Raw genomic sequence first — 23,364 nt, forward strand, 5'->3', positions numbered from 1 at the left:
GACGCTGCCGCAGGCCGATTTGCGCATCGCCATGGACGAATAGGATCATCGCGCCGTTTTGCGCGCGACGAGATCGATCAAGGCCGACATCCCCGAATGACCGGCGCCTTCCTCGATTACGGCATCGTAGGATGTAAGGAGGTCGATGTGCCAATCCCCGAACGCCTCTCGTAGCAGGCCCTCGGTATAAAGGTTCTCGATATTGCGCGGGCCGCCAGTCCCGAATTCCAGCTGTTTATCGCGATAGCCTTCGAGGAGTAAAAGTCCGCCGGGTTTGAGAGTGCGATGGAATGCATCGAACATTTCCGTGCGCAACTCAGGACCTGCAAACTGGATGAATATGCCGACCACTGCGTCGAACTCTTCCTCTGGCCAGTCCCAGCCCGCAAGGTCGACCAAACGATGCTCGACATCGACACGCCGCTCTTTGGCCAGGCGACGCGCCTTTGCGATTGCCTGCTTCGAGACATCGGTAGCGACAACCCTATGGCCCTGCTCGGCGAGAAAGACGCTGTTGCGCCCCTCGCCATCGGCAATCGCCAGAATTGTCGATCCCGGCGCCAGCCGATGCGCTTCGCGAGCAAGGAAGGCATTGGGTTGGGTGCCGTAAAGGTATTCGTCGATCCTGTACCGCTCGTTCCAGAATGTCGCCTGGTCAGGTTCAGTCATGCGAAGCCTCCCACGCGCCCATCGAACCGAGGTACACATCCAGTCGATCGAAGCCGCGACTGGCAAGCCAACCCGCGGCGACGGTTGCCCGCATGCCGCTGGCGCACATGAGAGTATAGTGTCTGGCAGGGTCGAGATCGCGATAGCGCTCGTTCAGTTCGCCGACATAGATGTGCTTCGAGCCGGCGATCGAGTTTTGTGAGCGCTCGTCGGCATCGCGCACGTCCAGCAAAGTCCAGTTCTGTTCACGGCTGCGGAGGCGGTTCTCAACCTCGGAAGTGCCGATCGTGGGGATCGTATTCATGTCCTTGCCTTGCGCAGCAGCGGGAACCACGCCTGTATAGCCGCCGACAATCCGGTCGAGCGCGATACGCATCAGGTGCGTCGTTGCGGCTTCGAGCTGATCTTCAGCAGACGCGACCAGAGCCACAGTTTCTCCTTCCCGGATGAACCAGCCTGCAAAGGCGGAAATCATTCCCACCGGAAGATTCATCGAGCCCGGCAGGTGACCTGCGGCAAACGCCAGCGGCTCTCGCACATCCACGAGATGGTCGTATTCCAGTCCTTCGAGTTCGGGCAGGGAAAGGCGCCGGGGACGCGCCACCCGAGGGGCGGGCGCACCTCCTTCGAGATTTAACCGTTCCATCAATTCGAAATAGGGCGGTTGGTAATGGTTCTCGGCAAGCTTGAAGTCGATGAAGGCCTCGCGGCTCTCGATCTGCAGCCGCGGATTGTTGGCGCGTTCATGCCCAAGCGTGGAGAATTCCCGTTCCGCCATTCCGGATCCGCAAACCGAGCCGGCGCCGTGGGCCGGGTAGAGAATGGCCTGGTCGCCGAGAGCTAGGATCTTTTGGAGCGAATCGTACAGGAGTCCCGCCACTTCGCGCCTTCTGTCGGGATAGAAATCGGTTCGGCCGACGTCTCCGACAAACAGCGCATCTCCCGTAAAGACCCCCACCGGACCGTCGGGATATTCGGTGTCGTGCAAGACAAAGGCAAGATGATCGTCGGTGTGACCCGGCGTTTCCAGGACACGTATCATCAACTGGCCAATCTCGAATTCGTCGCCCTCTCGTGCGGTGTCGGCATAAGCAACGTCACCCGCAGCGTTCGGGCCGTGCAGAACCCGCGCCCCGGTCATCGCCTTGAGGATTGCCGATCCCGATACCAGGTCTTCATTGCGGTGCGTTTCGAAAATATGGGTGATTTCGAGGCCATGGCTGCGTGCCAAATCGACGTAGCACTCACAGTCGCGGCGCGGGTCGATCACGGCAGCCTTCCCGCCGGATCCCACGAGATAGGACAAGTGAGATAGGCCGGGCGTCTTGATTTTCTCGAGCAGCATTCTTCTCTCCTTTGCTTCACAAATCGGAGCCGGAGCGAAGCGATCCCGAATTGCTGCGACGCTCTAGGTAGCTGGCGCGCTCTCAGACGGAGCAATGGTAGCCCGCGAGCCGCGGAAAATCAGGATATAGCGGATAAGGGTGTGCCGTCTGGACAAGCGGCAATTGGACCGAGGGCCGGCGTCGTTGCGGCGGGGCAATTCGGCGATGCGCCGCGTCGCGGTTCGTAAGGATCCCTTAAGCCAGGTATTGTCGTCAGCTTCGCACATAATCTGAAAGGCATTTCGCATGAACATTCTCCGCGCTTGCGTCTTGGCGATAGCTGCGACCACTCCCGCCATCGCCGAGGACGATGGAGCGTCACGCTCGTCATCCACGACAACGATCACGATCCTGCACACCAATGACATCCACGGGCGCCACGCCCCCTTCCAGGCAGCGCCGGGGGACGCGACCTCGCAAACCGGTGACCCTGGTCGCAGTCCGGCACAGTTCGACCATGCCGGGAAGGTCGGCGGCTTCCAGTACCTTGCTGGAAAGGTCGGCGAAATTCGTAAGCGCGAGGGCAAGGACAATGTTCTGCTGCTCGACGCGGGGGATACCTTCAGCGACGATTTTGTCGGAAACAAGACTCGCGGGGAGGCGGTCATCTCGTTGATGAACGCGCTCGGATACGACATGATGGCACTTGGCAATCATGACTTCGACTACGGCGTCGAACGCACGCGTGAGCTGCAGGAACTCGCCAATTTTCCGATCAGGGGTGCCAATGTTACCGAGAATGGCGAGCCGGTGTTCGGCCAACCCTGGCGGATCTTCGAAGTCGACGGGGTCAAGATCGCAGTCCTCGCCCTGACCTATCATTCGACCGACAAGACGGCGAGTGCGCAGAACATCCGGGGGCTCACCTATTCGAGCGGTATCGAGGCGACGCAGCGCTATCTTCCTGAGATGCGGCGGGCGGCGGACATCGTCATGCTCCTCTCCCACCAGGGTACGGCAACCGACCGAAAGTTGGCTCGTGAACTCGATGGGGTCGACGTGATCGTCGGAGGCCATTCGCACGATCTTTTCAGGCAGCCCGAACGTGTCGGCGGCACTTGGATCGTCCAGGCTATGGCGGACGCAGCGGTGCTTGGTGAACTGCGGCTCGATGTCGGACCCGACAAGAAGCTGCGTCGGGTAACCGGAGCCGCCCACCAGCTATGGAACTACCAGATTGAGCCGGACCCGGAGATTGCGGAACTCGTCGCGCGGATCGACGGCCCTTTCGTCGATGAGCTCAACGAAGTCCTGGCCTACTCCATCGACCGAATTCCCCGCGATTACAGGTCGGAAAGTGCGTTCGACAAGATGGTCGGCGAATTCATGATCGAAGAGACGGGAGCGGACGTGGCCTTGATGCCCGGTGTGGGCTACGGGATATCGATCTATCCCGGCGAGGTCACGCGCGATCGTCTGTATACGCTCATCCCGCACCCCGCAAAACTGGTGACCTTCGAGATGAGCGGACGCGACCTTCTCGCGGTTCTCGAACAAAGTGCGACCAATCAGAACCCGGGGGATCCGATGCAGATTGTCGGAGGCCTTATCCAGCCGGCCAACCTCGGCTGGACGGTTGACCTCAACCGCCCCATAGGTGACCGGGTCAGTGAAGTGACTGTCGGCAACCAGCCGATCGAGGCTGATCGCTGGTACAAGGTCGCGACCAATGCCGGCATGTCCAACGGCTTGCATCGCTACGATTTCACCGGCGTTCGAAACAAGCAGGTGCATGACCGCAGTGTCACGCAGCTTGTCGAGGATGTGATGAAGCGAAAGCGCGTGCTTTCCCGCCCGGCGAGCGGTTCGACCCGCCTGGTGAAGGTTTTCGATCCGAAGAATTGATGTTCAGGGCCTGGCGCGACTTACGAATTGCGCCAGGCCCGGTTGCAATGAGTCGAAACGATGTCGGTAGGGCAGAGGCGGGAAAGCCTCCCCGCCGGCGGTTTACCTGCCAAGGCGGATCGAATTCGCAATGGCGAGCAAGGAGCTTGCCGTCATGGTGAGTGCAGCCAGCAGAGGGCTCATTGCCCCCCCAAGCGCGAGCGGAATGACCACCCCGTTGTAGCCCAGCGCCAATGCGGCATTCCGTCGGCCAGTAGTCCGGAATCGTCGCGCCAAGCTCATCGCATCCGAGATTTTCCCGAGCCCACCCTCGACGATCGCTATCGAGGCACTGGCAGCCGCTGCAGCATGGGCGCGTGAGACCGAAATCGAACAATCAGCAGCGGCCATGGCGGGCGCATCGTTGATCCCGTCACCCACGAACAGCACCGGTTTCGGCAGGTTGCGCACCAGATCCGCCTTGTCGAGCGGCGATTGGCCTGCTTCGATTTCCGCTCGTCCCAGACCCACCGCCTCACCGATGTCTTGTGCCGACGAGCGACTGTCTCCGGTCGCCATGCGCAATTCGATTCCCTCGCTTCGCAAGGCATTTATCAACGGTATGACATCTCTATCGGGCCGGTCGACCAGGCAGATCTCTCCCACGGCAACATCGTCCAAGCGAACCTCGACGAAAGTGCCTTTTGATTGAGGGGATACCGGGGAGGGCATGCCGGTAACCTCGACACGTCTCCCGCTGCCGTCCTCGCCTATGGCCTTGCGTGCTAGACGCAGCCCTCCCGGACCGCTCTCGCCCGCCCGCGAGACAATGGCTCGCGCAATCGGATGCTCGATGCCGGTTTCTGCGCGCGCCGCGAGCGCCAGGATTTCGTTTTTCGAAAATTCGGAACAGCTGAACACTTGCGCCACTTCCAGCTCGCCCGATGTCAGTGTCCCGGTCTTGTCGAAGACCACCGACCCGGGGCGGGCGAGCGAATCGAGCGAAGCGGGATCTGCAATACGAAGGCCTGCTTTCCTTCCGAATCCTACCACCACCAACGAAGCCAGGGGGCGGGCAATTGCCAGAGCGCAGGGACAAATCACGATCAGGATTGTCAAGGCGCGCGCCAAGGCCTCGACAATACCCGTTCCCTGCACAAGACCGAGCGCGAACGCGAGCATGGCGAGAACGGGCGTCGCCTTGGCGAGCAAGGTCATTACGGTGTCGTCCACCGAGCTCGGTTCGCCCTTGGCGGCCAGCTCCAGCGCAACCCGACCGCCCATCCGGTCGATCAGGCGATCATCGGGAGAGCGGGCAACGCGGATAATGAGCTGGCGATCGAGATTGAGCGATCCGGCTTCGACATAGTCGCCCACCTGCACCGATCGCGGTGCGGACTCGCCGCTCAGAAATGCCGTATTCAATCGACTCGTCCCTTCGAGGACCAGCCCGTCGATGGTCACAGGCGCACCTGCCGGAATGCGGATGCGATCGCCCACGCTGATCTGCGAGATCGGTACGGCGTCGCCACCCGAGGCGCGCCAGGCAGTTTCCGGTGCCGCCGCTTCCATTTCGATCAGCGCGGCGATCGAATTCGCCCTTGTGCGCGCCTCGATCCATTGCCCGACGAGCCGCAGGACGAGAAGCATCGCGGCAGCATCGAAATAGACGGTTGCCGAGCCGCGAAGGAGCTGAAAGCCGGAGATCAGCACGGCACCGAGAACGCCGGCCGCAATCAGCGTATCGATGTTGTAGGTCCGAAGCCGCAGCGAACGCCAACCCATCCTGATGATTGCATGCCCTGCCCAAAGCGCCGGGCCGGCGGATGCTCCCGACGCCACCGCCAGCCACCACGCTGCATCGGACGAAACGCCGCTTCCGAAATAGAGGACGGAAGCTGCCCCCATGGACCACATCGCGAAGAACGCGGCGATGGCCAGCCGGTTGGTCAGTCGCTCGGCCACCGTATGCATTCTGCCGAGCACATCCGGCAGGTGGAAGCGCTCGATCATTCGATACCCGGCCGCGGCAATGCAGCCATTGATCCTTGCCAGCGTACAGACGCTGGGATCCCAATCAATATAGGCCGAGGCGGTTAGGTAATGCACTCCGGCATCGCGGACGCCGTCGAGCGAACGGAGCCGGTTTTCGAGCCCGCGCGCGCAGCCTCCACAGAACAGACCCTCGATCGCGAGAAGCTGCCGCGTGTTGGCCACGGCGTCAGCTTCCCGTTCCCGTTCCCAGAAGCCTGCCGTCAACCGTTTTGCCGTAGTAGGTATCCTTGCCGTGGTTGGCCGCAGCGTTCTCCGCCACGCTGCCGGTCTGGCGGGGATCTTTGGGGCGTTCTTGGCTGTCGATGAAGGCTGCGGCATCCCATGCTTGCTGGTCGGTCAGCGTACCTCCCTGACCCATCGGCATGTTGGCCTTGATGAAGGCAGCTGCGGTATTGACGCGCGCCATCCCGGCGCCCCAGTTATAACTATCGGGGCCCCATAAGGGCGGAAACACGATCTTGCCATTCAAGTCGCTTTGCCCCTGACCGTCGCTACCGTGGCAAGCTGCGCAGTGTTGTTCGAAGACTTGCGCCCCGCGCTCCCGATCGTAACCGAGATCGGTCTTCGCAAGATCCGGATAGCCCTGGCCCGGCAGGGTTTCGCCCACCGGCGCCCCGCTCGCCAGCCAATGGAAGTACATCTGCAGATCCTTGTAGATCGGATGTCCTGGGGGGGGCGGTCCGCCGGAGGGGGATCCCTGGCCATTCATCGAGTAGGTGAAGCAGCCACGCAGCCGATCTTCCATCGTGTTGATCTGTTTGTTCTTCGACCGGTACTTCGGATAGATCAGATAGGCCGCCCACATGGGAGCCGAATTGGGTTCACGCCCCTTGTCGAGATGACAGTTGGCACAGGCCAATTCGTTTCCGACAAACTCGGATGCATTTGTCTTGGTATTGACGAAAAGCGCCATCCCGCGCCGGATGGCATCGCCATCGGGCCCATCGGGAATGGATGATTCATCGGGGGGCTTGAAATAGGTTGCCGCCGCTACTCTCTCATCTTCGGAGTTCGGTGTAGGGCGGCTTCCCGTGTCACCGAATATGCCGAAATCGAAGGCGATCGACCCCAGGACGAAGAGTGCCGCCCCTCCCGCGAGGGCGAAAATGACTCGCTTTGCGCCTTCGCCAGCCTTCCGCTGTTGGGGGCTATCGCTTCCCTCCACGACGCGGCGTTCCTCTTGGTTCATCTGGAGTTCTCCCCGGTGGCGGATGCGGTCGCCGGTACAGGCGGCAATGTGGCAAGATAATCCGACACGGCGGCGCGGTCATCATCGTTCAGGGCTTTGGCGATGACGTTCATCATCTTCTGCGGTGAATTGTCACGCCTGCCCGACACCCATGCCGCAAGCTGCGCTGCAGTGTAGGCAGGATGCTGCGCCGCCAGGCCAGGGAAGCTTGGCGCCACGCCGAATGCGGATGGGCCATGGCAGGCGGTGCAGCCGGGCACGCCGATCGTCCAATCGCCCTGAAGCACGAGCTGCCGTCCTCGCTCGAGGTTGCCGCCAAGGGAAGGCCGGGCGGTCGAAGGGGTTCGGATTGCCGAATAGTAGTGCCCGAGCTCCTGCCTCTCCTTTTCGGACAGCGACCGGGCCACAAGCTGCATGTTCTCGTTCTGACGCGATCCGTCGGCATAATTGCGCAGCTGCTTGGCTATATACTTGGCAGGAAGGCCCGCCAGGCGCGGAACCGTGTCCGCTCCTTCTCCACGATCGCCATGACACGAGGAACAGGACCAGACCTCTCCGCGCCCCTTGTCGACCAGTTTCAGAATCTCGGGCGCAATGGCTGCGCCACCGGGTGAGGGCTTGGCTGGCGGCTGGGGTGCCAGTCCGGAACCGAAACGCGCGGCGAGCGCCTCGCCACCTGCGAATGGGCCGGCCTCCGCAAATTCCTGCCTTAGCCAGGTAACTTGGGCATGCGACACCTCTTGATCCCTACCGGCGAAGCGTTTGCGCAGATGCGTCACCAACCGAGCGATCTCGACGTCGTCGAGCGCTGATGCGAAGCTGGGCATGTGGCCGTCGAAGGTCTTGTCGCCGACCCTGATAGGACCGTCGATTCCGCGGAGGAGGATGCTGACGGCAACCTCCGGACCGGCAGCAAGAAAAGGAGAGTCGCGGAGCGGCGGAATGGCGAATTCAACGCCTTCGCCGCCGGGCTGGTGGCACGTTGCACAATTGGAAGCGAAAAGTCGTGCTCCGGTCAGCCCGAGGCCTTCTTCGCTTTCGGGTGACTGGACCGTTTCCTCTGCCTGCCCAACGGCCACCGCGTGCGAACTCTGGAACAGGAGTGCAACGCCCCACAGGGCGAGGGCAACCGCCACCATCACGACAGCGATCGGTATCCGGCGCATTTCTTCGTAGGGTTCGAAATTCTCGCTGGGGCGCTGGGGGGTAACGGGATTGCTCACTCGCTCGGCTCCCGGCTCTCGTAGCCATGATCGCGCACGGCGCCGTCTGGCGCGGGCATGGTCCGATCGAGCGCGAGGAGGTAGGCAACCAGGTCGAGCGCGTCTTCGGACGCCACTACCACCCCGGTATCGGGCCGAAATTCATCGGGCAGCGCCACCACGATATCGCCCGGTTCCGCACGCGCCTTCACCTCGAAAAGGTAGCGATAGGCGGGCATGATGCTCCAGTCGAAGATTGCGCGCGGTTGATAGAGGTGGGTCAGATGCCAGTCCCGGCTGGGCAGCCGTGCACCCACGTTCTTGAGATCCGGTCCCGTGCGCATGGTGCCGAGCTGGTGCGGGCGATCGTGGACATAGTCCGATGCTACCGCTGCCCTGCCCCAGCCCCGTTGGGCATCGGGGGCTTGTTCCGGTGCGCGCGGTTGCTGGCTATGGCAATAGAGGCATCCCTGCGCGACATAGATGTCGCGCCCGCGCTGCTCCTGAGCCGTATAGGGTTGTAGGCCGGGTGTCGCTTTTAGCTGCCTGATCTGCGCCGCAGGGGCGATCACCAGGAGCAAGGTGGCGAAAGCCAATATGCCGAGGGCAAGAGTGGCGAGGGGGACGATACGGTTCATTCACTCACCGCCGGTTCGGGATTATAGCCGGTGTCCGGAGTCCAGGCGGGCCCGCGTGCCAGCAGGGCGACCACGTGGGCTCCAAGCAGCAGGTGGCCCGCAGTCATCAACGCTCCCCCAATCGAACGCCATTCGAGATATGCGATCGTGACGCGGACGCTGTCGGCAAAGGGACGCGTTGCGTCCAGCATGGCGAAGCCTTGCAGCAACCCGCCGATCGTGAGCGAAACGAAATAGATCGCGAAACCGCCGATCACGAGCCAGAAATGCCAGGCTATCGCGCGCGGCCAGGGCCATGCCCGTCCGGTTGTACGCGGCAACATGTAGTAGATCGCACCAAACATAACGAGCGATACGAATCCGTAGGCTCCGAGATGTGCGTGCCCCACGGTGTAGTGCGTGAAATGTGTAACCGAGTTGACACTGCGCAGCGCCTCGATCGAGCCTTGAAAGGATGCCAGCGTGTACATCAGGGCACCGGTGGCGACAAAGCGCAGGGGCACCGACTCTCTGACTGCCCACATATTGCGGGCGACCAACACGTGCTGATTAATGGCAACCGCGATTACCGGAATAAACATCATCACCGAATGAACGATCGACAGCGTGACGACCCAGGTCGGAACCGGTCCGCCGATCAGATGGTGAATCCCGACCTGGCTATAAAATAGCGCAAGGCCCCAGAAGCCCAGCAGGGACAGGCTGTAGGAATAGATCGGTTTGCCGATGATTTTGGGGATGAAGTAGTAGGCGGCGCCCACCCCGAGAGGCGTCAACCACAAGCCCAGAACATTGTGGGCGAACCACCAGTTGACGGTTGCCTCTTGGGCGCCCGAATGGATGTAGGGTATATTAGCGATCGTAAACAGGATCGGAAACCAGCACAGCGCGGCCAGATAATACCAACCCGTGACATAGATGTGATCTACTTCGCGCCGGGCCGCAGTCGCCAGCAGCGGCAGAACGAAAAAGGCCCCTGCTACAGCCAGCAGGATGTCTATCTGCCAGGGTATCTCCAACCATTCCTCGCCGTCGGTCCAGCCGTTGGCGATCGCGAGGGCGCCGCTCGCCACGCCAATGTTCCACAGCACAGCACCGATCACGGGAAGCCGCGCAAAGCGCAGCGGGGTATGAAAAATCCGCGGCGTGACCCACATGGCGACCGCAATTCCCGTCATCGAAAGCCAGCCATAGGCCACAAGATTGAGATGCACCGTGCGGGCGCGCCCGAAGGTAAAGAATGCCTGATCTGTCAGCAGGTCGGGCAAGTGCAGCTTGAGGGACGCCAGCAACCCGAAGAACGAGCCTAGGACGAGCCAGAAAACCCCGCTGCCGACAAGCAAGAGCACGGGCGCACGTGATACGACATCGAGCCCGGCCCTGCGGACATCGTACTGATTCCGATCGATCTCCAATGGGCTTTCAGGGGTGTCGACATCGGGCTCGCCCGCCTCGCCCTCGGCGAAGATGGTATAGGCGTGCGCCTGTTCGATTTTCAGTTGCCGATTGTTGATGGCCCAAATCAAGCCCGCCAGTGCCAGCAACGAAACGGCAAAGCTGAGAGCCAAGAGCAGACCGACCGTCAGCGGCATGAGGAACCCTCCGCGCGATGAGCCGAACTGGGGAGCTCGAACGCCATTTGAGCTATCAGACTTCTATATGAATTGGACATCGGGCGATCGGTCAGCCGGCGAACAAAGTGTGACACCCAAATCGGGAGCGTTCTTGGCCAACAGCCAGATATATTCTGCGAGTTCAGACGGCTGCTTGAAAGCATATCGTCCGGCGCCACCCCTCGAAAAACGTTCGCCACGAGTCCCTAATGCCGATCCCTGTTACACGACAAATACAAGTGTTGGCCATTCTCGCGCAAGCTTAAGGCAGTCTTAAGCCCAAGGTTGCCGCGCCTGCCGTGAAGAAGCGGCTATCGATTTGTCCGTCGACAGATCCGCAAAGCTAAGCGTGCCTTAAGAAACGCAGGCGACGCTTCGTCAACCGACGTCGCAGACTGCGGCATCGGCAGACAGAAATCTATACTGGAACCAGCCGTCTAACCTGCGGGTGTTCTTCCAATTCTGACCGCTCCATTCCTCCTCTCCAATAGGGCGGCGGTCGGTTCGGCTCCCTGGCAAGGCGGTGTCTCGCCAGGGAGCCCTTTTTAGACATCTTTTGGCTGTGGAACCAGCAGCCTGCCTGATTAGGGATTGGAATTGATTTGCTTTTGACACCCTCTGCTGCGCCTTCGCGGATCCGCATCGGCGCGACCATGCTGAAGCTCGCTTTCCTCGCCACGGCACTCCTGGCAAGTCCCTCCATCGCACAAACGTCAGCCAATGCCCGACCTGTGGAGCAGGGGGGCGGCGAACAACCCAGTATGGGACAAACCGAGCGAAAGGAGGAAATCCTTTCCCTTGATGGGCATGTTCGCATTCGCGGCGAAGTAATGGACGGCCAGTACCGCTCGTTTGGGCCGCGTAGCGAAGGGTTGTTGTTGTTCCAGACGCGTTTGAGCGCACAGTTCCGATCCGCCGATTTGACCGTCGGAGCGGAGATCATGGATGCGCGGGCCTACAGTACCGCTGAGAACAGTACCCTGCGGCAAGGCGAGGTAAATGCGCTCGAGCCGGTGCAGTATTGGATGCAATATCGGTTTTTCGACTTGCTCGGCCAAGGCACGACGACCGAGGTAAAGCTCGGTCAACAGCGTATGCGGCTCGGCTCGAACCGGCTCGTCAACAGCCCCAACCACCGTAACACAACGAACGCCTATCTCGGGCTGCGGATGGACCATGATCGCGGTGAGGGTGGTAAGCTGACCGCGTTTTATGTGCTGCCCACCGGCATCCGGCCGGATGATGTCGAGAGCTATTACAAGAACAAGGTGGAAATCGATCGCAACGGTTTCGACCGCCAGTTCTTCGGCGCGATATATGACCGGGAATTTCCCGGCGTGGTCGCGGAAGCCTATGTCTTAAGGCTAGCGGAACGGGATGCTCCCGGCTCGGAAACGCGTGATCGGCGCCTTTGGACGCAGGGCATGCGTTTGTATCGGACGCCGTCGCGAGGGGGGCTTGATTTCGAGGTCGAGGGCATCCTCCAGCGCGGGACGGCGCGGAAGACAGCCTCTCCGACCGACACCGTCGACCGGTCCGTCAGGGCCCATTACCTGCATGGTGAAATGGGCTACACCTTGCCCTCCGCGCTCAATCCGCGGTTCGCCGCGGTTGCAACCTATGGCTCCGGCCAACATGGCAGCGAAGATATCACGCGTTTCGATCAATTGTTCGGCGCGATCTTTCCCGACTATGCGCCGCCGGGTCTCTTCGGCCCCACTACCCTCTCAAACGTGTTTTCGATCGGTGCCGATGTCAGCCTCACACCGGGACGCTGGAAGGTGTGGGGCACCTATAGGCGGCTTCGAGCGCCCGAGCCCGATGATGTTTTCGGGCGGAGCAGGGTTCGCGGCGGACCCAATGGCGATGTGGGCGATCAATTCTTCATACGTGCACGGCGCCCGCTCGCCCCAGGTCTCATGGTCGAGCTCGGTGGAGCATATTTGTTCAAAGGCGATTTTCTCACCAAATCGCCCGGCGTCGTCAGTATCGAAGATACGCGCTATCTCTATTCCGATCTTACTCTCACCTTTTGAGCAAAGGCGGACACCGGGCGTCGCTCTCGGGTAGCATGGAAGGGGTAATAAATTGAACAGACGTAAACTTCTGGGCAGCGGCGCAGCCCTTGGCATGCTCGCTTTAACCGGCGCATGTACCACGCTTGCGGCAGCAACGACGCCTGCTTCAATTCAGGTTTACGGACCTGGAGGACCGGCCCCGGCCATGAAGGCTGCGGCATTGGCCTTCGAGCGGAAAACCGGAACACGCGTCGCCGTCACTGCCGGGCCTGCGCCACGATGGATGGGCGCGGCCCGGGTCAACGCGGACATCATCTTTTCGGGCAGCGAGAACATGATGACCGAATTCTCGCATTCGTTCGCAGGGCAACTCGACCCCTCGACAATCGAACCCCTCTACATTCGACCCTCGACCATTCTCGTGCGGCCTGGCAATCCGAAGAACATCGCAGGGATCCGGAGCCTTGCCGCCGGAAATCATCGTATCATGGTGGTTGCGGGGGCCGGTCAGGTCGGCATGTGGGAGGATGTCGCTGCGCGTAGCGGCGATCGGGAACTTCTCGCCGGTTTCCGCTCAAACATCGCCGCATATGCAAGCAACAGCGGCCTGGCTCTGGAGCGATGGAAGAGTGATCCGAGTATCGATGCCTGGCTGATCTGGAATCATTGGCAAGCGGCCAATCCTGAGATCGCTGACCAGGTATTTGTCGAGCCCGACCTTGTGATCTGGCGACCGATGGATGTTGCTTTGACCCAGCAGGGACGGAGCCGCTCCGAAGCGGTCTCCTTTGTTCGGTTTCTGAAGTCCGACGAGGCCCGCGGGATCTTCGAGGCGCAGGGGTGGAAGCGCTAACCATTCGAGTCGCACTTTCCGATCCCTATCACCTTTGGCGAGCGAATTGGCTGTGCGATAGGTGATGACGCGAGGGGCGTGCGGTGCCGTGATTGAACCAATCTCGGGCCAGCGTCTGTCGTTGCGGAGGCTGCGTCAACGCTTTCGTCGCGACAGGATCGGCCCGGATCGGCCGCCTGAGTGCGAAAGTGGCGGAGACGGAGGGATTCGAACCAATCCCTAAAGTATATACTATATAACAATGTATCCCGCGGTGTTACGAACATATACCCCCTTATATACCCCCAACTTTGCGGAGCGTGTCCATCCATTCGCCCGGTCTAATCAGGCGTCGCTGAACCGCGGGGATGAACGCGATGGCGAGGAAAGGTAGCGCCATGCCTAGGCCCAGCATCGCCAAGACGCCCAGCGCAATTGGCGTATACAGCAGCAATGCGGCGTAGCTGGCAGCCGAACGCGCGCGTCACAAAGATAACCATGCAAATAGCGGATGAGAAGCGTATCGAGCTCCGTCGCGGTCTCTTCATATCGTCGACCGAGCCTCAGGGAGGAAGGCCAGCATTCATGGGCCGGTCATGCGTCGCTCAATCGGCGGCGGGTTGCTCGCGATACCGCCGGGCGCGCTCGACAAAGTGCTCCATCTGGGTGGCAGCATGCAAGGTAAGCGGATGCGGCTTCGCATCGACCCGCGGGGATATGAATTCCGCGATTTCTTCGATTGCTGCCAGCTGATCGGCGCTGGCCTTCGACAAGAGGCCGAGCACCATGTTCTCAAGGGCGGTCACCCTGATGCGCAACTGGATGATCTCGGCATCAGAGAGCGGCGAAATATCCCATTTTTCGCAATCGGCAGCGAGCGCTTCCTGCGGTCCGCAGGGCAATGCCCCGCCTTCGTCTTCCCAGCGCGACAGCGCTCCGGCTTTTCCCTTGTCCGACATATGCGGTTCCTTTCATAACCCTTGAGGCGATCGTCTGCGCGCTGCTCACATAGCACAAAGCCATGCCGGGAAGCGCCTGGCACGGCGACAGCGAAGCCGGGCAGACGGAACCCCGCGTCGGGTTGGTCTTGACGCGGGGTTCCTGATCGGTCCCTCGGGGGCACCTGCGACCCGCAGGGCTTCGGGGGGAGGCGGGGCCGTCCTTTCCTGAGCTTGCGATGTTCGTTGCGGTTTCTTGTCGAGGATATTTCCTGAACAGCCGTGTCACCGGGAAACGCGCCCGATCACATGCCCTCCATGTCGTGATCGCCCATGGAGGACATGTCATGGCCCGAATGGGGATCGGCCGGCTGGGTCGCTTCGCTCGCGGCTTGCGTGCGCATTGCTGGCGCTGCGGGTGTGGCAGTTGGGCGTGATGAGGGAGAGGCGGCGCGCCGTGAGGCGGGCGTGGCGGCATCATCTGCCGAAGTAGCGTCCTGCCGCGCAGTAGCGGCCTCACCTACGGAGGGGGAAGTTGCCGGGTTTGCAAGACCCGCTTCGGGTGCCGTACCAGCCACCACCGCAGCTTCGCCCATAGGTGAAACCTCGGTTATCGATGTGCTCTCTTGCGCCTCGTCGCAGGCAGCAAGAACGGACATCAAGGGCGCGATCGCGAGAAACCCGAACGCTGCACTCAATCTAGAAGTACGCATGCTCTTCAACTCCTTCAGAGCCAGGAAATACCGAGGTGGCTTGGTCCATGCGCGAGCTCGCCGCCAAGAAAACCCTGGATGAGAACGAGTGCCGCCATGGAGAAGATCGACGCGCGCAACCATGCGCGGCTCTGGCTCGGCCTGCTCGCGAGGTATGCCATCGCAATACCGAGAACCGCGATCAGCATACCGGTCCATCGATGGACTTGCATGACAGTATCGCCGCCGAACCACAGACCGGTGTGAATCCATCCGAACAGAACTGCGACGACTGCGCCGATTGCTCCGCCGTAGACGAGTACGCGCACCGCACTTTCCAGGCCCGCTCCTTTCCGGCGCATCACGAACAATTCGGTGGCCGCAGCCATGAAAAACAAGGCGATCGGGAAGTGGATCGTTGCCGGATGCAGCTTTTTCAGTACGGCCATGACGCCGGTTTCGCTCTCATCCGCATGGCCACCGGCCTCGTCATGGGCTGCGCCCGCTTCATCGTGCGCGCCGGAGGACTCGCCAGCATCCGCAGTCTCGCCCATCTGCGCCATGGCCGCCTGGTCGTGCACATCGCCATTGGTGGCAGCAGGCGCGGCGCTCGCCTCTTCGCCGTGCTTTTCGTCGCCATGAGCCTGAACGGGTCCGACGAAGAGCAGGCTTGCGGCGAGCAGCGCCAGAAATGAGGGGGCTTTCATGTCTCGTATGTCTCCCGACCCTGCAGTTAAAGTGCGACCTATGTGCCTGATACGCACGGCAGCCGCGTGCCCCTCGCATTAATTTGATAGTTCAGCGCGACTGAAGTGCGCCCGGGTGGTCACGCTTGCTGGCGGCATCATCGCGATCGTCGAACGCATTCGGCTCCTGGCCGCGTTCGGCCTGGCGAACGAGGGTAAGGCGTTCGCCCACGCGAATAAGCCCCATGGGCTCAGGCGAGCTTGCTCTTCTTTGCGCGGCGGCGCAGCCTCGGCATCCGGTTCGCCAGCAGGACGAAACCCGACAGGGCTATGATCGTGCCGCCAATGCCGAACAGCAGCAGCCACCAACTGTTGATGCGGTCGCGCTCGGTCCAGTCCATGATGTGGAGGCCCCAGATGAAATCGAACAGGCGCCATGTATCGCTGCGCGCCGCCCCGAGCGTGCCGCTGGCGGCATCGATGTAGATGCGCGTCGAAGCCTCGTCAGCATAGGTGACCTGCCAGGCCGGAAAAGGGCCGCGAAACTCGGTTCCGATGGGGTCATCGACGATCCGTGCGGCCTCGATGGTCGTGCGCGGCCCGGTCCATGCGCGCAAGGCGATGGATTTTGCCGTTGCCGCCGAGATGGGGGAGAGTTTACGCCCAGTCACCGGATCGTGGAGGCTCACGCTACCGTCAACCTTGCGGACCTCGGTCACGGCATCGCCGTCGAGCGAACGTGTCGTTACCGCTGCAAGAGTACCGTCGTTTGCGACCCAGGCCGGGAGCGGGGCATCGGCGGGCAGCGCCTCTTGTTCACGCGAAACGACATGTTCGGAGCGAACTTCTTCCAGGTCGAGAAACGACATGAGGGCGCCGGTTCCCATCCACAAGAGAACCTGGACACCGACGAAAATCGCCAGCCATTTGTGGATCTTGCTGCCGAGCACATGCAGGCGCAGCTTCAGCGACGGCGTTGCCAACCGGTGCTACCTCTTCGAAAGCTGTAATCAGTTGCGCGGCGCGCGCGACGAGGAATGGTACTGGACGATTCTCCACCCGTCCGCATCGTGAGCAAGCACCGATGTCGCCACGCCGTCGCGCTCGATCACCCGGCCATCGCTAAGTTCGATGCGATAGCCATACGTCTCATAGGCATGGGCCATGTGCCCCATCCGGGTGACGGTCAGCGTGGGGTCGGTAAAGGTGAAGCTCACAATCGCGTCGAGCTCGGGGCCCAAATGGTGCTCCATGTAATTGGCAAAGCTTCCTTCGGCCTTGCCATTCTCGAAGATCGCCGAGTCCTCGGCGAAGAGCGCGCGCATTGCCTGCGCGTCGCGCGCTTCAAGAGCGGTGCGATAGGCCTTGAGGGTTTCTTCAGCGCCCGCGACATCGTCCGCCGAAGCGTCCATCGCGTGCATCTGATGGTTCGCATGGGAAGAGTGGTCCATCTGCTGCGCGAAGGCTGGCAGCGGTATCAGCGTGGCAACAAGCGCAGTCGCCGCGATGCGTGTCAAAGTCTTGGTCATGGAAGTTCTATCCTTTTTGAGATTTCAGAACCAGAATCGCACACCGACGACATAATTGGTGACGCTCGGATCCTCTCCGGCGGCCCGCGCAAAATCCGCGCTGTCGCCGATGCGCCATTCCTGGGAAACGCCGACATAGGGCGCGAATTCGCGTGCGAACTCGTAGCGAAGACGCAGACCTGCCTCGATCCGGTCGAGGCCAGCGCCAATGCCGAGTTCGGGAATATCCTGAGCGGAAAGTGCGATTTCGGCACGCGGTTGAAGGATCAGCCGCTGCGTGATGCGCTGATCAAGTTCGCCCTCAAAACGCGCCGTCACATCGCCCTTGGTGGAGACGAAGGCCGCGGCATCGACCTCGAACTGGTAAGGCGCGATCCCTTGGATACCGATAACCGCGTGCGTGCGTTCCGGACCGGTCAGGTCCTGGCGAACACCCGCCTGGAAATCGAAGAAGGGCGCAATGGCGCGGCTCCAGAGCGCCTGGACCTCGGCGCCTTCTATGGGTTCGCCGAAGCTGCCCTCACCCTCGGACTTGAACCAGAATTTGTCGATGTCGCCGCCATAATATCCCTGGATGTCCCACAGATATCCATCCTTCCCCTCGCGGGCGCGGTACTCGAGCCGGTCGCCCTGAAACCAGAAGCGCATTCCTCCGTCGGTCTCGCGGACAAGCTCGCGCCGCGCTTCGTTCATGGCTTCCTCGCCCCAGATGGCGACCGCCGCGCGCGCTGGGCCGCTTCCGGCTTCGGGAGGAGGCGGCAACAGCGGGATATCGGCGTCGGAGCCCATCTGCATCGCCGAATGGTCCATGCCCTCCATGTCCTGCGAAGGCGTCTGCCCATGGTTCATCCGGCTGTGATCCATCTGCCCATGGTCCAACGGGGAACTGACGGCTTCCGCCTGTCCCATCTCGCCGTGATTCATCTGCGAATGATCCATCCCGCCTTCGGCAGGCTTGCCCTGCGGCATAGAGCCGTGATCCATTCCGTCATGACTTTCGGGCGATACCTGTGGACGGGCAGCGTCCACAGGCATTGTCATGCCAGAATGGCCATCCTGAGCGGTCATCGCACCATGATCCATGGTTGAGTGATCCATCTGCGAGCGGTCCATGGCGGCTTCAGGTTGAGCAGCCGGTTCGCATGCTCCATCTGCAACCGGATGCCCCATCGCGCGATGGCGCTCGGCTTCTTCCTCGCACTTCGTCTTCGCGTCAGCCTGCGCCTCGACGCTTTGCTGCGGCTCCGCCGGCGAATGACCGGCATGCTGCGCCGCCGCGGAGGAGGCGAGAACTGAGCCGGCTGCGACCGATGCGAGCAGGCTGACAATACGAATTTTCATGCTTCGCTCCCGTCGGGATTGGCGACCGTGACGATCTGAAACATCCCGGCATGCATGTGGTAGAGAAGGTGACAGTGGAAGGCCCAGTCGCCCGGCTCGTCCGCCGTCAGGTCGAACTGCGCGCTGCCACCCGGCTGCAGGATGACCGTGTGCTTGAGCGGTTGACGATCGGCCGGCGCGCCATTGACCAGCTCGAAGAAATGACCGTGCAAGTGAATGGGGTGCGCCATCATCGTGTCGTTGACGAGCTTCACGCGCACGCGCTCGTTATAGGCGAAACGGATCGGCTCGTCTGAGACGGCGGAGAACTTGTTGCCGTCGAACGACCACATGTAGCGCTCCATATTGCCGGTCAGATGGATTTCCATTCGCCGGGACGGCGTGCGGCCCTCGCGGTGCGGCGTCAGAGCGCGCAGCTTGCGATAGTCGAGCGTACGATGCGGCACATCGGCGAGACCGATGCCTGGATCGCCCATGCGGTCGACCGGGTTCATCGAGACCATGTCGAGACCGGGCCCGACCTTCACATCGGGCGGCAGAAGCGAGGTGTCGCGCATCTGCATGCCCGACATGCCGGCCATGCCTGCCATCTCGGATTGGCCGGACGAACCATGATCCATCCCCGCCATGTCGCCGCCACTTCCGTGATCCATGCCCGACATGCCGGCATCGCCAGACGCGCCGTGGTCCATGCCGCTCATGCCCATGTCCGCCATGGTCAGAAGCGGCGGATCGCGCAGCGGCGGAATGGCGGCGCGAGCGCCGGGTGCGCTCGCGAGTGTGGCAATACCCATGCCCGAGCGGTCCATCGACTCCGCGACCAGCGTGTAGGCTTGTTGCGCGCCCGGCGTCACGACGACGTCATAGGTCTCGGCCACACCGATCTGGAACTCGTCGACTTCAACTGGCTCGACGTTCTGCCCGTCCGCTTGAACGATGGTCATCGGCAGGCCGGGAATGCGAATATTGAAGAAGGTCATGGCGCCGGCATTGATGAAGCGCAGCCGCACGCGCTCGCCCGGGCGGAAGAGGTATTCCAGATTGTCGAGCGGGCCATGGCCGTTCAGAAGATAGGTATAAGCCGCGCTCGACACGTCGAGGATGTCCGTCGGCATCATGCGCATTTTCGCCCACATCCGGCGATCCTCGCCCGAAAGCGGGTAATCGTCGGTCCAGGTGTTCTGGTTGTAGTTGAAGTAGCCTTCGCCCTTCTTGAGCTTGTCGAAAATCGTGTGGGGCGACATTTCGCTGAATTCGCTCAGCACCACGATATATTCGCGGTCGGCCTGGACCGGATCGGGTCCGGCGGGGTCGACCACGATCGCGCCGTAATGCCCGGCCTGTTCCTGCAGGCCGCTATGCGAGTGCCACCAGTAGGTACCCGACTGGCGAACCGGAAATTCGGCGGTGAAGGTCTCTCCCGGTTTGACGCCGGGAAAGCTCACGCCGGGCACTCCATCGAGCTGAAACGGCACGAGCAGACCGTGCCAGTGGATCGAGGTATCTTCCTCGAGCTGGTTATGGACATTGAGCCGGACGGTCGTGCCTTCCTGCAATCGCAACAGCGGACCAGGAATAGTGCCATTGACGGCGATCGCGCCGCCGCGCCTGTTGCCGGTCGCGAAGGCCGATCGGGCAACGGTGAGGTCGATATTGGGGCCGGATATCTCGTCCAGCCCCTTGCGGGCGTTACCTGCGAGGATGTCCGCGCCGCGTGCCCAGGCAGGCATCGCCCCGGCAAGGCCGAGCAGACCCATTCCTCCTGCTCCGGCTCCGAGAAACTTGCGTCGATTGACGGCGATCATAAAGGGCTCCTGACTTGGCGTTCACCGTTACTTACGCGCGCGCCCATCCAACCCCTCAAAGTTTTTCGAAGCGCTCCTTTAGTCTGTTGCGCGCGCGGTATACGCGGGTTTCGATCGCCTTTTCGGTCGTTCCGAGAAGATCGGCCGCCTCGGCCTGGCTACGCCCCTCGATGGTCACGAGCACAAGCGCTTCGCGCAGCCTTACAGGCATTCGCGCGATCTCGGCCTGAACGAGATTGAGCTCTTCCCTGGAAACGGCCAACGCTTCAGGACCCGGCAAACCGTCGGCGATGGAATGGAGTTCGTCATCACCCGACAGTCCGAAAAAGCCCGCGACCTTGCGCCTGCGCAAACGGTCCCGGCAGCGGTTGAGGACGACGGTTGTCAGATAGGGTCCGATCGGCTTGTTCGGATCGAGCCGATGGCGCGTCAGCCACACCGAAGCGAGGCTGTCCTGAACAACGTCCTCTGCCTGAGAAGGAGAGGAAAGCATGCGTGTCGCGAGCGCGAGAAGCCGACCCGTTTCATGCTCGACGAGTTGGCTGAAAGCCCGCTTGTTTCCAGCCCTCGCCTGCGAAACAAGGGCCTCATCTGGATTGTCGCCCGCCCCCGACATGGCGCTTCAGTCGCGCGGGTCGCGGGTCAGGGCGTCGGAGACCTTGCGGTCGAACTGGCGTTGCTGCTCGGGTTCGAGAATTTCGCGCATGTCGAAGACATGGCGCACCGTTGCCTTCTGCAGATCGCCCATGCGTGCATGCACCTCGTCGATCGCGACCGAGACCTCGGGGCCGTATTCGTGCTCGCTTTCCATCGCCTGGGCGAGCCGGGCATTGGCTGCGCGCGCCGATCCTTCGAGCCGTGCCCTTTCGACCGCGAAACGGGCCTCGAGCGCATCGAGACGCTGCTCCTGGTCGGCCGTCAGGGTGAGCTCGTCGTGCACGAAATCGTGGAGGCCGGAGCCAGCCTCGTGATTGGCCCAGCGATCCGCGGCAATCGCGCCGAGGCATCCTGCAAGTGCTGCGAGAAGCACCGCGAGAACGATATGCGTCGTCTTCAAACCTTATTGCTCCACATGGAGGAGCGCCGATGGGGACAGCTGTTCGCCGAGGATAAGACTCTCGCCAAATGACGCGGAAGACGTGCCATAGCCGCCGGGCCAACCGTTCGTTCCGGCGCCAGCTCCAAGCCCGACGACGAACAGACCGACGAACAGAGCCGTCCTGCGGCGTCGGTCGGCGATTTCGCCAAGCTGTCCGGCGCGCTGCCAGACGCCATCCATGAAGTCGGCGGGGACCTCGCTGGTGGTGGTGGCGGAAAGGGTTCCGAGCACCGCATCAAGAGAGTGATTGTCACGCATCCGAAAAACTCCTGTGGGTTGCACGTGTTCTATACGCGCTCACCTGCACAATCCCTTAAACTTCTTTTTTGAGGGATTGGCAGCAGTCGAACGTAATCGAGAGTGAGGAAATCAGAAACGGGACATACGACGAGGAAAAAGGGCATCTGTCGTGAACAACGCCACTAAGCCAGAGGATAGCAGCGAGTTCACGCCTTTGCTCGGCAAAAGCTTTCTTACGCCGATCTACGACCCGATCATCACTCTTGTAACACGCGAAAAGCGCTGGCGTCGACAAATTGTCGAGCATTTGCATCTCGCGCCTGGCGACCGGGTCATAGACGTCGGCTGCGGAACCGGCAGCCTATTGCAAGCCATGTTCAGCGACTGCCCACAGGCTCATTTCGTCGGCGTCGACCCCGATGCTTCAGCCCTGCGGATCTCTCGACGCAAACTGGGAGCGATCGCAAATTTGATCAGGTGGCATAAAGGCTTTCTCGAAAGCCTCGAGCTGCCCGCAGGGTGGCAGCCGAACAAGATCGTCAGCAGCCTCGTCCTTCACCAAGTTCCCTTGCGCAAGAAGCAGGCAATCCTGGAAACCATCGAAAGCTTGCTCGTGCCAGGCGGAACCGTGTTGATCTCCGATTATATGAAGCAGGATAGCCCACTCATGCGGAGCCTCTTCCGGGCGACCGTCCAGTCGCTTGACGGCATAAGCGACACGCAGCCCAGCGCCGACGGCGAAGTCGAAAAACTGTTCGCCGAAATCTTCACCGAGCCATGCCTGCTCCACCGGTTCCCGACGGTAACCGGGACGATCTCGCTATGGCGCGGATACAAGAAAGGAATTGCACAATGAATTTGAAAAAGCCTTCGCTGCTCCGGCGATCGATTAGCGGCGCGGCCCTGCTCGTGCTGGCAGCCTGTTCAAACGTGGCGCAGGCAGCGACTTACACGATGTTCCGGGATCCAGGATGTGGGTGCTGTCTCAGCTGGGCAGGCCATGTCGAAGACGGGATGAACACGAAGGTGGCATCGGTCGACAGCAACGACATGGCGGCGATCAAGACCGCGCGGGGCGTACCCCAAGAGTTATGGTCATGCCATACGATGGAGGTCGATGGATACATCATCGAAGGTCACGTGCCTGCAGAAGCCGTCGCCAAGCTTTTGCGCGAACGGCCCGCCGGCGTTGCCGGCCTCGCGGTTCCGGGAATGCCTCTGGGATCGCCCGGCATGGAGGCCGGAAACCGGATCCAGCCTTACGACGTCATCGCCTTTGGCCCAACCGGACAGAGCGTCTTCGCGTCCTTTCCGTAAGGGGGTGAAGCCACTCCATGCGTCGGCATGAAAGGTTGCAGGCGATGAGGACTAATTGCGGGAAGCGACACAGAAGCCTGTCGAACTTCTCGCCGGGTCCGGGCTGGCTGCCCCCACAGTCCCGGACCCTTCCAATTTGTATGATTGCAGCACGCACGAAATAGGAGAAATGCGATAGTCAAAAGCTCGGTCAGAAATGCTGGATCTTTTTAAGGGGTGAACCTCTGCCCAACGTACTGCTTGTCGTGATGCTTCTCGGACGGGATGACATAGACAGGGGAAAGACTTGCAG

Annotated in this window: 21 protein-coding genes; 5 read left to right on the forward strand and 16 right to left on the reverse strand. The window is 61.4% G+C overall.

Features of this window, described 5'->3' with window-relative positions; all coding sequences use genetic code 11:
- Window positions 1–45: 45 nt before the first annotated feature.
- Together ACEQZ0_RS11210 and ACEQZ0_RS11215 are read right to left on the reverse strand one after the other, a co-directional pair.
- The gene (locus tag ACEQZ0_RS11210) at window positions 46–669 is read right to left on the reverse strand and encodes a class I SAM-dependent methyltransferase (RefSeq protein ID WP_372520063.1); all 624 of its coding nucleotides are present in this window, start codon (window positions 667–669) and stop codon (window positions 46–48) included.
- The gene (locus tag ACEQZ0_RS11215) at window positions 662–2,014 is read right to left on the reverse strand and encodes a rhodanese-like domain-containing protein (protein WP_370190864.1); all 1,353 of its coding nucleotides are present in this window, start codon (window positions 2,012–2,014) and stop codon (window positions 662–664) included. Before ACEQZ0_RS11215 ends, ACEQZ0_RS11210 begins: the two co-directional genes overlap by 8 nt.
- Before the next feature lie 286 nt (window positions 2,015–2,300).
- Between ACEQZ0_RS11215 and ACEQZ0_RS11220 the strand changes: the two genes are divergently transcribed.
- Window positions 2,301–3,899, forward strand: coding sequence for a bifunctional UDP-sugar hydrolase/5'-nucleotidase (locus tag ACEQZ0_RS11220; RefSeq protein WP_370190865.1), 1,599 nt, complete (start codon window positions 2,301–2,303; stop codon window positions 3,897–3,899).
- Between the two features lie 102 nt (window positions 3,900–4,001).
- On the opposite strand, the gene ACEQZ0_RS11225 is transcribed toward ACEQZ0_RS11220, so the two are convergent.
- The 5 genes from ACEQZ0_RS11225 to ACEQZ0_RS11245 are packed head-to-tail and all read right to left on the reverse strand — an operon-like array spanning window position 4,002 to window position 10,554.
- Entirely contained in the window at window positions 4,002–6,095 is a 2,094-nt protein-coding gene (locus ACEQZ0_RS11225; protein ID WP_370190904.1) for a heavy metal translocating P-type ATPase, read from the reverse strand.
- 4 nt (window positions 6,096–6,099) lie between these two features.
- A complete protein-coding gene (locus ACEQZ0_RS11230; protein WP_370190866.1) occupies window positions 6,100–7,122 on the reverse strand; it encodes a c-type cytochrome in 1,023 nt (340 codons plus the stop codon).
- Window positions 7,119–8,288 carry a c-type cytochrome gene (locus ACEQZ0_RS11235; protein WP_370190867.1) on the reverse strand — a complete coding sequence of 390 codons (1,170 nt, stop codon included), beginning with the start codon at window positions 8,286–8,288 and terminating at the stop codon, window positions 7,119–7,121. Before ACEQZ0_RS11235 ends, ACEQZ0_RS11230 begins: the two co-directional genes overlap by 4 nt.
- A 53-nt stretch (window positions 8,289–8,341) precedes the next feature.
- Window positions 8,342–8,962, reverse strand: a complete 621-nt coding sequence (locus tag ACEQZ0_RS11240; protein WP_370190868.1) for a cbb3-type cytochrome c oxidase subunit II — start codon at window positions 8,960–8,962, stop codon at window positions 8,342–8,344.
- Complete coding sequence (locus ACEQZ0_RS11245) at window positions 8,959–10,554, reverse strand: cbb3-type cytochrome c oxidase subunit I (RefSeq protein ID WP_370190869.1); 1,596 nt, start codon at window positions 10,552–10,554, stop codon at window positions 8,959–8,961. Before ACEQZ0_RS11245 ends, ACEQZ0_RS11240 begins: the two co-directional genes overlap by 4 nt.
- Window positions 10,555–11,177: 623 nt before the next feature.
- Between ACEQZ0_RS11245 and ACEQZ0_RS11250 the strand changes: the two genes are divergently transcribed.
- Together ACEQZ0_RS11250 and ACEQZ0_RS11255 are read left to right on the forward strand one after the other, a co-directional pair.
- Complete coding sequence (locus ACEQZ0_RS11250) at window positions 11,178–12,611, forward strand: alginate export family protein (RefSeq protein ID WP_370190870.1); 1,434 nt, start codon at window positions 11,178–11,180, stop codon at window positions 12,609–12,611.
- Between the two features lie 94 nt (window positions 12,612–12,705).
- On the forward strand, window positions 12,706–13,446 hold the full coding sequence (locus ACEQZ0_RS11255; protein ID WP_370190905.1) for a substrate-binding domain-containing protein: 741 nt from the start codon (window positions 12,706–12,708) through the stop codon (window positions 13,444–13,446).
- Window positions 13,447–14,030: 584 nt separating this feature from the next.
- Here ACEQZ0_RS11255 and ACEQZ0_RS11260 read toward each other — a convergent pair.
- The 9 genes from ACEQZ0_RS11260 to ACEQZ0_RS11300 form a co-directional block, all read right to left on the reverse strand.
- Window positions 14,031–14,384: a hypothetical protein gene (locus ACEQZ0_RS11260; RefSeq protein ID WP_370190871.1), complete on the reverse strand. Its 354-nt coding sequence runs from the start codon at window positions 14,382–14,384 to the stop codon at window positions 14,031–14,033.
- A 706-nt stretch (window positions 14,385–15,090) separates the two neighbouring features.
- Complete coding sequence (locus ACEQZ0_RS11265; protein ID WP_370190872.1) at window positions 15,091–15,762, reverse strand: DUF2231 domain-containing protein; 672 nt, start codon at window positions 15,760–15,762, stop codon at window positions 15,091–15,093.
- 230 nt (window positions 15,763–15,992) lie between these two features.
- Entirely contained in the window at window positions 15,993–16,724 is a 732-nt protein-coding gene (locus ACEQZ0_RS11270) for a PepSY domain-containing protein (protein ID WP_009823988.1), read from the reverse strand.
- A 27-nt stretch (window positions 16,725–16,751) separates the two neighbouring features.
- Window positions 16,752–17,270, reverse strand: a complete 519-nt coding sequence (locus tag ACEQZ0_RS11275; protein ID WP_009823989.1) for a nuclear transport factor 2 family protein — start codon at window positions 17,268–17,270, stop codon at window positions 16,752–16,754.
- 24 nt (window positions 17,271–17,294) lie between these two features.
- Entirely contained in the window at window positions 17,295–18,611 is a 1,317-nt protein-coding gene (locus ACEQZ0_RS11280; RefSeq protein WP_370190873.1) for a copper resistance protein B, read from the reverse strand.
- A complete protein-coding gene (locus ACEQZ0_RS11285; protein ID WP_370190874.1) occupies window positions 18,608–20,416 on the reverse strand; it encodes a copper resistance system multicopper oxidase in 1,809 nt (602 codons plus the stop codon). Before ACEQZ0_RS11285 ends, ACEQZ0_RS11280 begins: the two co-directional genes overlap by 4 nt.
- Window positions 20,417–20,471: 55 nt before the next feature.
- The gene (locus ACEQZ0_RS11290) at window positions 20,472–21,032 is read right to left on the reverse strand and encodes an RNA polymerase sigma factor (protein ID WP_370190875.1); all 561 of its coding nucleotides are present in this window, start codon (window positions 21,030–21,032) and stop codon (window positions 20,472–20,474) included.
- A 6-nt stretch (window positions 21,033–21,038) separates the two neighbouring features.
- Entirely contained in the window at window positions 21,039–21,473 is a 435-nt protein-coding gene (locus tag ACEQZ0_RS11295) for a Spy/CpxP family protein refolding chaperone (protein WP_370190876.1), read from the reverse strand.
- A 3-nt stretch (window positions 21,474–21,476) separates the two neighbouring features.
- Window positions 21,477–21,773 (reverse strand): hypothetical protein, encoded by a 297-nt coding sequence (locus tag ACEQZ0_RS11300; RefSeq protein ID WP_221543388.1) that lies wholly within the window; start codon window positions 21,771–21,773, stop codon window positions 21,477–21,479.
- A 151-nt stretch (window positions 21,774–21,924) separates the two neighbouring features.
- Here ACEQZ0_RS11300 and ACEQZ0_RS11305 point away from each other — a divergent pair, with 151 nt between their 5' ends.
- Window positions 21,925–22,611 (forward strand): class I SAM-dependent methyltransferase, encoded by a 687-nt coding sequence (locus ACEQZ0_RS11305; protein WP_370190877.1) that lies wholly within the window; start codon window positions 21,925–21,927, stop codon window positions 22,609–22,611.
- On the forward strand, window positions 22,608–23,072 hold the full coding sequence (locus tag ACEQZ0_RS11310; protein ID WP_370190878.1) for a DUF411 domain-containing protein: 465 nt from the start codon (window positions 22,608–22,610) through the stop codon (window positions 23,070–23,072). The genes ACEQZ0_RS11305 and ACEQZ0_RS11310 overlap by 4 nt, the downstream gene beginning before the upstream one ends.
- The last annotated feature ends 292 nt before the right edge of the window (window positions 23,073–23,364 follow it).

It is taken from the genome of Qipengyuania sp., from assembly GCF_964227205.1.
GTDB lineage: Bacteria > Pseudomonadota > Alphaproteobacteria > Sphingomonadales > Sphingomonadaceae > Qipengyuania.

Coding starts and splice junctions, on each gene's coding strand:
- ACEQZ0_RS11210 (WP_372520063.1), bottom strand. CDS start 669: ATGACTGAACCTGACCAGGCGACATTCTGGAACGAGCGGTACAGGATC.
- ACEQZ0_RS11215 (WP_370190864.1), bottom strand. CDS start 2,014: ATGCTGCTCGAGAAAATCAAGACGCCCGGCCTATCTCACTTGTCCTAT.
- ACEQZ0_RS11220 (WP_370190865.1), top strand. CDS start 2,301: ATGAACATTCTCCGCGCTTGCGTCTTGGCGATAGCTGCGACCACTCCC.
- ACEQZ0_RS11230 (WP_370190866.1), bottom strand. CDS start 7,122: ATGAACCAAGAGGAACGCCGCGTCGTGGAGGGAAGCGATAGCCCCCAA.
- ACEQZ0_RS11235 (WP_370190867.1), bottom strand. CDS start 8,288: ATGCGCCGGATACCGATCGCTGTCGTGATGGTGGCGGTTGCCCTCGCC.
- ACEQZ0_RS11240 (WP_370190868.1), bottom strand. CDS start 8,962: ATGAACCGTATCGTCCCCCTCGCCACTCTTGCCCTCGGCATATTGGCT.
- ACEQZ0_RS11245 (WP_370190869.1), bottom strand. CDS start 10,554: ATGCCGCTGACGGTCGGTCTGCTCTTGGCTCTCAGCTTTGCCGTTTCG.
- ACEQZ0_RS11255 (WP_370190905.1), top strand. CDS start 12,706: ATGCTCGCTTTAACCGGCGCATGTACCACGCTTGCGGCAGCAACGACG.
- ACEQZ0_RS11260 (WP_370190871.1), bottom strand. CDS start 14,384: ATGTCGGACAAGGGAAAAGCCGGAGCGCTGTCGCGCTGGGAAGACGAA.
- ACEQZ0_RS11265 (WP_370190872.1), bottom strand. CDS start 15,762: ATGAAAGCCCCCTCATTTCTGGCGCTGCTCGCCGCAAGCCTGCTCTTC.
- ACEQZ0_RS11275 (WP_009823989.1), bottom strand. CDS start 17,270: ATGACCAAGACTTTGACACGCATCGCGGCGACTGCGCTTGTTGCCACG.
- ACEQZ0_RS11280 (WP_370190873.1), bottom strand. CDS start 18,611: ATGAAAATTCGTATTGTCAGCCTGCTCGCATCGGTCGCAGCCGGCTCA.
- ACEQZ0_RS11285 (WP_370190874.1), bottom strand. CDS start 20,416: ATGATCGCCGTCAATCGACGCAAGTTTCTCGGAGCCGGAGCAGGAGGA.
- ACEQZ0_RS11290 (WP_370190875.1), bottom strand. CDS start 21,032: ATGTCGGGGGCGGGCGACAATCCAGATGAGGCCCTTGTTTCGCAGGCG.
- ACEQZ0_RS11300 (WP_221543388.1), bottom strand. CDS start 21,773: ATGCGTGACAATCACTCTCTTGATGCGGTGCTCGGAACCCTTTCCGCC.
- ACEQZ0_RS11310 (WP_370190878.1), top strand. CDS start 22,608: ATGAATTTGAAAAAGCCTTCGCTGCTCCGGCGATCGATTAGCGGCGCG.